Origin of the sequence: Candidatus Vondammii sp. HM_W22 (genome assembly GCF_022530855.2) — a bacterium.
Lineage (GTDB): Bacteria > Pseudomonadota > Gammaproteobacteria > Chromatiales > Chromatiaceae > Vondammii.
This window is the reverse complement of the sequence record NZ_CP099567.1, coordinates 1,746,598-1,758,299: the sequence shown is the minus strand read 5'-3', so window position 1 is coordinate 1,758,299 and position 11,702 is coordinate 1,746,598. Positions and strand designations below refer to the sequence as shown.

General features: G+C 51.2%; 8 protein-coding genes and 6 pseudogenes. 8 read left to right on the top strand and 6 right to left on the bottom strand.

Translation table 11 applies throughout. The features are described from left to right. Positions 1 to 38: 38 nt before the first annotated feature. The 3 pseudogenes from MN084_RS19650 to MN084_RS09805 all read left to right on the top strand — a co-directional run. Positions 39 to 266 (top strand): annotated as a pseudogene (locus MN084_RS19650) (IS30 family transposase); the annotation flags it as partial. A 7-nt stretch (positions 267 to 273) separates the two neighbouring features. Then, positions 274 to 507, top strand: a pseudogene (locus MN084_RS09810) (IS3 family transposase); the annotation flags it as partial. Positions 508 to 561: 54 nt separating this feature from the next. Then, a pseudogene (locus MN084_RS09805) lies at positions 562 to 951 on the top strand (transposase); the annotation flags it as partial. Here MN084_RS09805 and MN084_RS09800 read toward each other — a convergent pair. Continuing rightward, positions 944 to 2,320: pseudogene (locus MN084_RS09800) on the bottom strand (IS4 family transposase). The pseudogenes MN084_RS09805 and MN084_RS09800 sit on opposite strands and share 8 nt — an antisense overlap. Positions 2,321 to 2,403: 83 nt before the next feature. On the opposite strand from MN084_RS09800, the pseudogene MN084_RS09795 reads away from it, so the two are divergent. Together MN084_RS09795 and MN084_RS09790 are read left to right on the top strand one after the other, a co-directional pair. Then, positions 2,404 to 3,105: pseudogene (locus MN084_RS09795) on the top strand (transposase); the annotation flags it as partial. Positions 3,106 to 3,471: 366 nt separating this feature from the next. Further along, a complete protein-coding gene (locus MN084_RS09790) occupies positions 3,472 to 4,083 on the top strand; it encodes a riboflavin synthase subunit alpha (RefSeq protein WP_241086547.1) in 612 nt (203 codons plus the stop codon). 85 nt (positions 4,084 to 4,168) lie between these two features. On the opposite strand, the gene MN084_RS09785 is transcribed toward MN084_RS09790, so the two are convergent. From MN084_RS09785 to MN084_RS09765, 5 genes are all read right to left on the bottom strand, one after another. Next, a complete protein-coding gene (locus MN084_RS09785; protein WP_241086548.1) occupies positions 4,169 to 5,620 on the bottom strand; it encodes a DEAD/DEAH box helicase in 1,452 nt (483 codons plus the stop codon). Between the two features lie 217 nt (positions 5,621 to 5,837). Beyond that, positions 5,838 to 7,634, bottom strand: a complete 1,797-nt coding sequence (locus MN084_RS09780) for a DEAD/DEAH box helicase (RefSeq protein WP_241086549.1) — start codon at positions 7,632 to 7,634, stop codon at positions 5,838 to 5,840. 286 nt (positions 7,635 to 7,920) lie between these two features. Then, the gene (locus MN084_RS09775; protein ID WP_241086550.1) at positions 7,921 to 8,091 is read right to left on the bottom strand and encodes a hypothetical protein; all 171 of its coding nucleotides are present in this window, start codon (positions 8,089 to 8,091) and stop codon (positions 7,921 to 7,923) included. Next, positions 8,084 to 8,428, bottom strand: coding sequence for a transposase (locus MN084_RS09770; RefSeq protein ID WP_241086597.1), 345 nt, complete (start codon positions 8,426 to 8,428; stop codon positions 8,084 to 8,086). The genes MN084_RS09775 and MN084_RS09770 overlap by 8 nt, the downstream gene beginning before the upstream one ends. 106 nt (positions 8,429 to 8,534) lie before the next feature. Continuing rightward, positions 8,535 to 8,687, bottom strand: coding sequence for a transposase (locus MN084_RS09765; protein ID WP_241086551.1), 153 nt, complete (start codon positions 8,685 to 8,687; stop codon positions 8,535 to 8,537). Positions 8,688 to 8,968: 281 nt separating this feature from the next. On the opposite strand from MN084_RS09765, the pseudogene MN084_RS09760 reads away from it, so the two are divergent. The 3 genes and pseudogenes from MN084_RS09760 to cmoB form a co-directional block, all read left to right on the top strand. Next, positions 8,969 to 9,490 (top strand): annotated as a pseudogene (locus MN084_RS09760) (IS5 family transposase); the annotation flags it as partial. A 176-nt stretch (positions 9,491 to 9,666) separates the two neighbouring features. Further along, complete coding sequence (gene cmoA, locus MN084_RS09755; RefSeq protein ID WP_241086552.1) at positions 9,667 to 10,398, top strand: carboxy-S-adenosyl-L-methionine synthase CmoA; 732 nt, start codon at positions 9,667 to 9,669, stop codon at positions 10,396 to 10,398. Continuing rightward, positions 10,395 to 11,372, top strand: coding sequence for a tRNA 5-methoxyuridine(34)/uridine 5-oxyacetic acid(34) synthase CmoB (gene cmoB / locus MN084_RS09750; protein ID WP_445083815.1), 978 nt, complete (start codon positions 10,395 to 10,397; stop codon positions 11,370 to 11,372). The genes cmoA and cmoB overlap by 4 nt, the downstream gene beginning before the upstream one ends. Positions 11,373 to 11,702: the final 330 nt, after the last annotated feature.

Sequence of the window (11,702 nt, the reverse complement as noted above, 5' to 3'; positions counted from 1 at the left end):
CACATTATACTCAATGATCAATTTATGGGGATTATGTGATGGCAAGACTTGGCAGACCTGGACTCACAGATGATCAAAAACAAGAACTATGGTCACGTTGACGGAAGGGAGAATCACTTAGTGATATAGGCCGTGCCCTCGAAAAACAGCCTGGATCAATTTTTGGTGTGCTAAGACTATTTTGAGGGTATTGCTCTTCAGTTCGGAAACGATCTCAAAATGCTCTCAGCCTGGAAGAACGTGAAGAAATATCCAGAGGGCTTTCCGTAACCGAGCATGAGCCGACGAGGTAATTGCCATGATAATGCGGTGGCTGAGAGTTTCTTCCAGCTACTTAAACGAGAGCGCATACGCCGTAAAATTTACAAAACCAGAGGGGAAGCCAGAGAAGATATTTTTAATTACATTGAATTGTTTTGCAACTCGACACGCAGACATGGTACAAACGGTTTGCTGTCGCCCCGGCAGTGCGAAGACCGTTTCAAAGTGAATAGCGGAGTGGTCTAAAGTCATGGGGGCTATTCAGTATTATGCATATGCTACGGAAGCTCGATGAAGTAGGTGCCCTGGAAAGACTACAAGCCTGTGGCGGTTGATTTGAAAAAGAGTTACCAGTCCATCACCGGGGAAGAAGCCTTACCGGCGTTGGATAAATTCTCTGACCGATGGGACAACAAATACCCCCTGATCGGCCGCTCCTGGAGTGCCCATTGGCAGAATCTCAACACGCTGTTCAACTACCCGGAGGACAAACGAAAAGTGATCTGCACGAACAACGCCATTGAGTCACTGAACAGCATCATTCGCAAAGCGATCAAAAAGCGGAAGTTGTTTCCAACCGATGACTCGGCGAAGAAGGTCATCCATCTGGCAGTCCAGGCCGCATCGAAAAAGTGGACAATGCCGATCGGTCATTGGAAATCAGCACTGAATGGAATGCTGCTTACTTAAGTTTTTTGGGTTGGCCATTTTTCCGAATATTCTCTCGTGCAATAGCCCTTGGTTTGGTAAGTAGCGGGAATTGTCTGGGTCTTCGTTTTATAGCTCGCGGCTCCATACGTCCCGGTTGTTTTCCAACCTGCTGCGGTGCAATGAGGATAAAAAGGCCCTCAATTTTATCGATGTCGTAACGACCGCTTTTTTGCCACACAATCCATAGCTGCAAAGTATGCTTGAAGCTAAGTTGTCGAGGAATGATGTCAGCCAGTAATGCCGCCTGAGCCATCAGTAAACGGATCAAGTTGTAAGCCAAAAGATAGACCCACAGCTCTTTTTCCGCCATTTCCGGTGTGCGATAACTTAATGTTTCCATTCCCAGAGTGGTCTTGATGTTGCGTATATCTAACTCTACCTGCCAACGGTTCCGATAGAGTGCCTTCAGGGCGGCTTTGCTCGTACTTTTTGAGCAAAGTAGTGTTGTCACCATGATCTTACCGCCAGCACGCAACTCCCGCACTTTCAATCTATCGGGGGTTTGATCATACTCTGCCTGACTCATCCAGGCGGGTTTGACTTTTGGCTTGTCTATTTCGATAAGATGATCTCGCGGGCCCAGACGCTCTCCTTGGCGAAAATCCGTGCTGCGCCGCCGTGAACCATATTGCTCGAAAACGCCATCCACTCCTTTGGCCTGAAGAGCACACAACAGAAAATAGGTGGCATAAAAAGCATCCCCCAGAAAGATATCACCAGCGTCCAAGGTACTAAGCATGGCTCTAAGCAATGACTGCTCATCGCTTCCTTTTCCGCGACAAGGTCCCAATGCTGCATCAAGTACAGCACCGCTGGCGAGGCAGACGATACCAACCACCCGGCACCAATCCGGGTTGTTGGCTACGGGGTTGAGGATAGACAGTCTGGTTCTCTTCTGTATCGGGCAACGTAACGGTAGCGCCATCCACCAGTCTGACCGGTCGCCGCCGCCAGTGCCAGGAATCTGGGGTGTGCTCAGTCATCATACGCCCCGTGTAACGGGCTAGCGTAGAGACCATGTCCAATGGCAGCCGTTTCCGTGCGCGAGACAGTATGCTCCCGTATGCGTGCTACAGATTGGCAGCTCACCCATCAATCGTTTGACTGCAGCATCAACTATGTTCTGGCAAGAGCGATCAGCACTCATTGCTTGAGCCAGAAACATCGATAGCGTCTCTGTTGGCGGAAACAGCCTTTCCCGATGTTCCGGTAGCAATGATTCGACTTGATTGAGAAACTCTGGGCCGGTTAGCAGATTAAAGAAAGCATAGGAATCACTGGCTGTAGCGTAGGTTGTGATACCTTTTTGTTGATGTATGCAGGCGCGTTGATTAGGTCGCCGCTTGATTCAACTGGCTAAACACTAGATTTGACTATAACTCAGCCCTTAAAGCCCTTAAAGCCCTAAAGGCCGTTCGGCCAGGGCAGGCCATTAGCGGGAAAGAGGGTGTTTTGGCCCCGTTGCTAAAGCAGCTCACCGAGGCTGCTCTTGAAGCTGAGCTGGAAAGCTATATTGCTGATGATGTGGTGTCTAACCGCAAGAACGACAAGTCCCGCAAGACACTTAAAACAAGCGAGGGCCGTATTGACCTGAATACGCCCCGTGACCGGGCCGGTACATTTGAGCCCCAAATTATTAAGAAGCATCAAACCAGTATCAGCGATAAGATTGAAACCAGGATCTTGTCGATGTATGGCCGGGGCTTGAGTTATTCCGATATCAGTGAACATTGTCCATGATCTCTATGGCATCTCGGTCTCTACCGCAGCAATCAGAGCGATAACCGACAAAATAATCGATACTGTAAAAGCCTAGCAACAGCGCCCACTGGATTCGCATTATCCTTTCTTGTTTGGCTGGACGCAATTCACTACAAAGTAAAAGAAGTGTTGGGGTTATACCTGTCCGAAAGTGAGGGCGCTGATTTCTGGTTGGGCGTACTGAGTGATTTGCAAAATCGGGGGGTGAACGATATCCTGATCGTTTCCGTGGATAGTCTGACAGGCTTTCCAGAAGCGATACAAACAATATTTCCAGAGACTGAGATTGTTTACCAAATACGCAACTCGCTACGCTACGTTAGCTCCAGGCACCAGAAGGTATTTCTGGTTGACCTTAAGTGTGTTTATCAGGACCTAGGCCATTAAAACTCTGGACAGGCACGAGATACCCTATCGGATCGCTTACTTCAGCCCCAGTATCACCGGCATTGAAGCTATTGTCGGTACCGGGCTTTGGAGTAACTGTACTAACTCGAAGCATCCTGTCAGACAAGATGCGTGAGCTGGAGGTTCAAGAGGGCTTTCCCGGATTACCCGAATCGGTAATCTCTCTCCTCCGCCCACCCCACTCCCGAAGTCCCGCCATTGACTGCCTAGCCAGCCATATCTTTGATAGTTTCCGCAGCGAATCCACCCCGATCAGTAATGTTGCCTGACCTGTCATCCCAAAGCAGCTCAATGCTATGATGCATTTTTCCCTGATTATTTAAGCACATTATGTTTACAGGCATTGTTCAAGGCACGGCTGAAGTCGTCGAGATTCAACAGAGGGATAATTTCCGCACCCACAAAGTGCGCATGCCTGCTGATCAACTTGAGGAGTTGAAACCGGGCGCGTCAGTCGCCCACAACGGCTGTTGTCTGACGGTGGTAACTATCGATGGTGATTTGGTCAGCTTCGATCTGATGCAGGAGACCCTGAAGGTCACCAACCTGGGTGAACTGAAGACCGGTGACCGTTTCAATTTCGAGCGGGCTGCCCGTTTTGGGGATGAGATTGGAGGTCACCAGATGTCCGGTCATATCATCTGCACGGCAGAGGTGACTCAAGTGGTCGAAAGCGAAAACAACCACCAAGTCTGGTTCAGGCTGCCTCAGGCGCAAACCAAATATATCTTCGCCAAAGGCTATATTGGGATCGATGGCATCAGCCTGACCATAGGCGATGTTGAAGCAGACCAGTTTAATGTCAACCTGATCCCCGAGACTCTGGCCCGCACCAACCTGGGATGGCGCAAGCTGGGAGACAGAATCAATATTGAGATCGACCCTCAGACCCAGGCAATTGTTGACACTGTAGAGCGGGTGTTGGCGCAAAAGACGGATTGACGAACGACCCAAGTGCACTCAACGCTATACCCTGCACGCCATCAAGATAACATTGATGGCGTGCAGGCAGCATACATACTCAACCCTATTTGTTTCTGAACCCACCACCCAGCAACGCAGCCCTCTCCTTACCCTGGGCGGCCTTGCCCTGACCAGAACGGGGGTGCCGATGCGGCTGTTTTGCCTGGGAATCGCCAGCTTTACGCCGAACATGCTTGTGTGGGGATTTCGACGGAGTATGTCCCTCTTCAGAGCGCTCTGTATTGGTGTTTCTCCTGGCTTCGGCCGATTTACTGGCCGATGCCCTGCCCCGCCGGTGGCCCTCACTCTGTCTCCGTGGCTGTGAACGACCTTTGCCGTTGCGTCCGTTTTGAATGGGCTCAGCCTTAATATTGGGATCCGGCTCATAATCATCCAAAACCACTTTTTGGATTTCGCGTTTCAGCAGCCGTTCGATATCCCGCAGCAGTTTGAGTTCATCCACGCACACCAGGGAGATAGCCTCACCTTCGTTACCGGCACGGCCGGTACGGCCGATACGGTGTACATAGTCCTCCGGCACGTTGGGTAATTCGTAGTTCACGACGTGGGGCAGCTGGTCGATATCCAGGCCGCGGGCCGCAATATCCGTGGCGACCAGTACCTGCACCTCACCACTCTTGAATCCGGCCAAGGCCCGGGTACGGGCAGCCTGACTTTTATTGCCATGGATAGCCGAAGCGCTCAGACCATCCTTCTCCAACTGCTGAGCCAGACGATTGGCACCGTGTTTGGTGCGTGTGAAGACCAGCACTTGATACCAATTTTGCGAACTGATCAGGTGGCTCAACAGTTCCCGTTTGCGGAGTTTGTCCACCGGGTGAACAACCTGTTCGATCCGTTCAGCAGTCATGTTGCGGCGCGCCACTTCAATCAGTACAGGGCTGTTGAGCAAACGATCGGCAAGCTGCTTGATCTCATTGGAGAAGGTGGCGGAGAACAACAGGTTCTGCCGTGCACTGCTCTCCGGGAGCAATGCAAATATCTTGCGGATATCGTGGATGAAGCCCATATCCAGCATCCGGTCTGCTTCGTCCAGCACCAGAATTTCCACTTGCGACAGATCCACCGTCTTCTGACCGGCGTGATCCAGCAGCCGGCCCGGTGTTGCCACCAGGATATCCACGCCCCTGCGCAATTTTTCTATCTGTGGGTTGATCTTAACCCCGCCGAAAATCACGGCTGATTTCAGCGGCAGGTGACGGCCATAGGTATCCACGCTCGCTTCGACCTGGGCTGCCAACTCGCGGGTAGGAGTAAGAATCAGCGCCCGAACAGGGCGCCGGCCTTTATGAGAGGGACTTAGGGTCAGCCGTTGAAGCAGCGGCAGAGTGAAGCCTGCGGTCTTGCCGGTGCCGGTTTGGGCACCACCCAGAACATCTTTCCCTTCCATAATAAGGGGGATTGCCTGGCGTTGAATAGGGGTTGGTTCTGTGTAGCCCTGCTCGCTGATGGCGCGCAGAAGTTCGGCCGACAGGCCGAGGGTATCAAATGACATTGGGGATTGTTACTCCAGTCTTGCCCTCCCTGGGTTAGCATCTGCTAGCGGGAGCCGGTCTGGGCTGGATAAGGGGATTTTGTTAATTAAGCGGAGCCCCTGCCACCTGATTTGAGGTGGGGGACGAACGACTCAAAATTTTTCCGGCGGCCTTAAGGCCGCTAGGGTGCTAACCGGTCAAGCACCCGAAAACGCGGCAGTCTAACAGAAAACTTAACTAGCTGCCTGTTTTCTTTCTCTTTTTAGCTTTGTTTCCGCTCTTTTTCTTTTTTCCTGGCTGCTCCAGCCGTGAAATATCGAGGCGTTGACCACATACCCAGGTCTTTCTGAGATCCTGAAATATATCTTTCGGCATGCCCAAGGGCAGGTCGATCAGACTGAATTCGTCTTGAATATCGATATGTCCGATGTGTTCTGCATCCAGCCCCGCCTCATTGGCAATGGCACCGACGATATTGCCAGGCTTGACCTCGTGTTGGTGCCCAACTTCGATCCGATACCGCTCCATGCCCTTCTCAGGCCTAGTCTGCCGCTTGCGCTGGCTCGGCTCACTTCGTTCTTTTTGCTGACGTGGCTCGCTTCTTTCCTTGCGCTGATTCGGTTCACTCCGTTCTCTGCGTTGACGCGGTTCACCCTTTTCTTTGCGCTGCCGCGACTCAGATTTTGAGCGTGAAGGCCGCTCTTTTTCCGGCTTCAGCAACAACTGTCTATCACCGATGGTCATCTTGGCAAGCGCTGCGGCAATCTCCAGGGCGGGTACATCGTGCTCTTGCTGATACTGCTCCAGCATGCTTTGCATGAAATCCAATTCACCGGAAGCCAGGGTATCGCTGATACTCTGTTTGAAATCTGCTATCCGTTTATTGTTAACCACCTCGGTCGAAGGCAGCTCCAGCGGCTCAATCTTCTTCCGCGTCGCCTTTTCGATAGCGCTGAGCATCCGCCGCTCCCGGGGCGCGACAAACAGGATCGCATCGCCCTCGCGGCCCGCCCGCCCGGTGCGTCCGATGCGATGAATATAAGCTTCAGTGTCAGAAGGGATATCATAGTTGACCACGTGACTGATCCGCTCCACATCCAGGCCTCGTGCGGCGACATCGGTGGCGACCAGGATATCCAGTGAGCCCTTTTTCAGGCGATCGATCATCTGCTCCCGCTGTTTTTGTGGCATATCGCCATTCAGTGCCGCAGCCGAATAGCCTCTGGCCTCCAGCCGTTGTGCCAACTCTACGGTAGCGATCTTAGTGCGCACAAACATGAGCAGGGCATCAAAGGACTCCACCTCCAGTATCCGGGTCAGCGCATCCAGCTTGTGCAGGCCACTGACCAGCCAATAGCGCTGGCGAATGGTCTCCGCCGTAGCGGTACGGGTCTTGATGGAGATCTCCTGCGGGTCATGCAGATAACGCCGTGCGATGCGCTCAATCTGTCTCGGCATGGTCGCCGAGAAGAGCGCCATCTGACGTTTCTCAGGCGTCTGCTCCAGGATCCATTCGACATCATCGATGAAACCCATGCGCAGCATCTCATCCGCCTCATCCAATACCAGCGCCTGCAGATTATTCAGCTTGAGCGTGCCCTTGCGCATGTGATCCATCACCCTTCCCGGGGTACCGACAACCACATGTACGCCCCGTTTCAGCTGCCGTATCTGCCCGGAATAGTCCTGTCCGCCATAGATGGGCAAAACATGAAATCCTTTGATGTGAGAGGCATAACGCTGAAAGGCTTCTGCCACCTGGATCGCCAGTTCACGGGTCGGGGCAAGCACCATCACCTGGACCTGCTTGCTGCGGATATTCAGGCGCGACAGTAGAGGTAAGGCAAAAGCGGCCGTCTTGCCGGTGCCGGTGGGAGCATGCCCCAAAAGGTCCAGCCCCTTCAGCAGATGGGGAATAGCTTTTGCCTGAATTGGGGAAGGAGTTTCATAGCCAACCTCATCAAGCACGGACAACAGTGAGGCAGGCAGATTCAGATCGCTGAAACTGGGGGCAGAAGGATTGGCATCGGGCATCAGGGGTTCCTGGTGGGGGAAGAGACGTGGTCATGGGTGTATCAGGCGGTGCAGTATAATGCTCTGCCCAGTGATTACAATAGCTCATCCGGGAAGATAATGAGTCTACTCGTTTTTATTTATGTGCTGAAATTGAGAGAACTGCGCTGTATCTCAGCAAATCACTAGGGCATTGTTGAGACAACCCCTAAAAATCCGACAAAGACCAATAGTCTCTAGCAAATCTGGAGAGTCCGGCATCTTCACGCTCGTTTTTCTAGCAGCATCCACACACCCATACCTCGCTTCATCCTGCCAGCCACACCAATCGACGCATGTTGTACTCCAGATTCATCATACGAATCTTCACGGCGGCCCTGACTTGCCCGATGCTGCGCACCAGTCGATTGGCCTGCTGGGCAAACACGTGCTCAACTCTTGATCGTTTTCGGTTTGCCCCTTGCTCCCGTTCATTCAAAGGGACGTTTGCGTGTCGACTTGGGACGAATCTGACTGCGGTAAGCGGAATCGGCCCAGACACTGTCATTACTGTTGTTCTCATCCAGCCGTTCCTCGACGACCTGGCTACCATGAACTTCAGCTGATGTGGTGGCATACTTGCGAATGACCTTGTGCTTCCGGTCTACGCTGATGTGGTTTTTGTACCCATAGTGGGTTTTGCCATGCTTCATGGTCCAGCGTGCTGCAACATCCTTCTGACTGCGTTTGTTATCACCCCATGCCTCGGGGCTATCCCCGGCTTTGATCTGCCTATTTTCCTCTCGTGTATTACGCTGCCTGGGTACTGGAACGATAGCGGCATCTACAATCTGTCTCTTGCGAGCACTGAAGCCTGCTGCATCAATCTAAATCAACAGCTCTGAAAAGAGTTTATCAACAAGGCCCCGTTCTTTCAGGCGCTCAGGATACACCCAAACCGTTTTGGTATCTGGGACCTTTACCCTCCGGGCTCAGCCCAAGAAAACGACAAAAGCTATAGCGATCCCGTATTTGGAACTCTGTTTGATCATCGTTCAGATTGAGCAAATGCTGTAGGACCAACTCTTTGAACATCAATACCGCATCGTAAGGTGGACGCCACCTTTACTGGGATCACTGTTTTTATAACCGGAATGTAATTCAGCGTCAGCGCACCCAACACTGAGCTCAACAATACCCCAAAAGCCTTCTAGTCTACGGTCCTTTCCAGCTTTGGCAGCGAGTCTCCCAGTTGCTCAAGGACGTCAAGTCGCTCTTGATGATCAAAAAACTCGGTTGCATGGTTTTTATCAACGGTTGGTTGAATTGGCTACTATGATCGCTGATTTACGAAGGTTTTTAGATGTTTTTATGGGGGTATATGGGAGGATTTATTGTCCCAGATAATTGATGAGCCGGACTTTGAATGGATTATGATTGATGGCAGTCATATCAAGGTTCACCCACATGCAGCAGGTGCGGTAGGAGGCAATCAAGATATGAGCCGTACAAAAGGGAGCTTAACACCAAGATCCACTTGACCGTGGATGCGCATGGTATGCCGATCAGATTCATTCTTATGAAAGGCACCAGAGCTGATTGCACGCAGGCTAGCACACTGATTTGATGGGCTTAGAGACGAATGTCTTTTGGCTGATAAGGCTTACGATACACAAGATATTAGAGAAGGCAAAATTACAGAATATAAGCGTTGTTATTCCACCAAAGAAGATACAGAAAAGAGCAGCGAGAACATGACAGGCATCTGTACTAAATTAGTACATTTGGTCGAGAATGCATTTCTACATCTTAAACGCCGGCGTGGTATTGCAACACACTATGCAAAAAACACCCGTTCATTTATTGCCGCTATCCAGATTAGGAGTATGATGCCCTAGGCTAGAATCTTATGACGATACTATCTCCAGATCGAGGCGAAAATTGCCGGTAATAGCGGGCTATTGGCAAGATTTTCAACACAGAGCCGGGAGATTTCAGCCGTCAAACACCGATTCATGAATTGCTCAGAGGCTCTCTAGATTTAACAATCGACGTAGCAGAATAGAATTACACCATGAGCAGCAACCGTGACCATATCTACGCAACCCAAAAAGCGATGCAGGAAGACTTCGTTTTCGACAAGCTTATCGCCCGGGTTTTCCCCGATATGATCAATCGTTCGGTCCCAGGCTATGCATCAGTGATTGCCATGACCGGCGTTCTGGCAACGGAGTATGCCCAAGCTGACTCTCTCTGTTATGACCTCGGCTGCTCTCTTGGGGCAACAGCCATAGCGATGCAGGGTGGCATCCAAGTTCCGGGATGCCGTGTCATTGGAGTGGATAATTCTGAAGCAATGCTGGATCGGGCCAGAGAACGGATAAACGCAGCAAAAAATGAAACCCCTATCGAACTAGTATGCGCCGATATTCAGGATATAGAGATAACAGATGCCTCTATCGTAGTATTGAATTTCACCTTCCAGTTCATCCCGGTTGCTCAACGCTCCCAACTGTTGAAGAAAATCCACAACGGCCTGTGTCCCAAAGGAATTCTGGTTCTATCAGAAAAAATCACCTTCGATGATCCGGAAGAGGAGAGACTGCAGATTGAGATGCATCATGCTTTCAAGCGGGCCAATGGTTATAACGATCTTGAGATCAGCGGGAAACGCAGTGCCCTCGAGAATGTGCTGATACCCGAGCCGCTGAGCGTGCATAACCAGTGGCTCAGAGAAGCAGGATTCAGTCGGGCAGATGTCTGGTTTCAGTGCTTCAATTTTATCTCACTGGTGGCCCGCAAATGATCGATTACTCGGGCCTATATCGGCTGATGCAGGATACCCCGCTGGAGAGTTGGGCGGAATCCCTTCCTGGTAGACTAGAAAGATGCTTTCAGCAAGAGCTGCATGGTGATTTTGACCGTTGGACAGGAGCGATCGGACGATTACCGAAGCTACCCACAGGCAAAGTCGAGCTGAACAATGCAACCGTTTCTATCGCGTCTGATCACAGATTGGAAGCCGCTGTAGAGGAAAAAATAAGGCAGCTGCTGAAAGAGATGCACCCTTGGCGCAAAGGGCCTTATGATCTGCATGGCATTACTATTGACACCGAGTGGCGCTCCGACTGGAAATGGGATCGATTGGCATCCCAGATTGCATCTCTTGAAGATCGTATGGTACTGGATGTCGGGTGCGGTAATGGTTATTACTGCTGGCGAATGGCGGGGGCTGGTGCCCGATTGGTGATCGGCATTGATCCAACCCAGCTGTTTTTGGCACAGTTTCTCGCTGTCCAACACTCTCTCGGCAGTCGTGCTCCAGTGCATATGCTACCACTGGGGATAGAGGATGTTCCACCGAATCTTCACGCCTTCGACACGGTTTTTTCCATGGGAGTTCTTTACCATCGTCGCTCCCCCATCGATCACCTGTATGAGCTTAAAGGCTGCCTGAGGCAAGGGGAGGAACTGATACTTGAAACCCTTGTGATTGATGGCGATGAGGGACAAGTGCTAGTGCCTGAAGGGCGCTATGCCAAAATGCGCAACGTCTGGTTTATCCCAACACCGAAAACGCTTGCCGGCTGGATGAAGCGTTGTGGATTCAGGAATGTTCGAATCCTGGATGTCACCACCACCACGGTGGAAGAACAACGCAAGACCGAGTGGATGGAGTTTGAGTCCCTGGCAGATTATCTGGACCCGGATAACCCTGAGTTGACGATTGAAGGGCACCCTGCTCCACGACGGGCGATTTTTCTGGCCACCTCTAAGTAGTCGTCCCTGAACCTTTTAGATCTGATTCTCCGCCCATTTTGGAAGGTGGATTCAACTCCAAAGTGCATCACCTGGATGGCTAAAAAGAGATGATCTGAATGCTTGGTAAAATGAGGCTATGAAATCTTATTTACACAGGAGCACCACGAATCATCTCTTATCGTCATTAAGAGTGCAAAAAACGCCATAGGCTCATGTATCTTTTACGTGGCTCTTCTCCTGACCAAGAGAGTAAGTATCACCCAGCCACTCCCTCAGGATAAAGATTCAGCCTTCCAAGATGGAGGTAGATTGCATTGGCAAATTGATCCTTGTTGCGGAAGCCTCTGC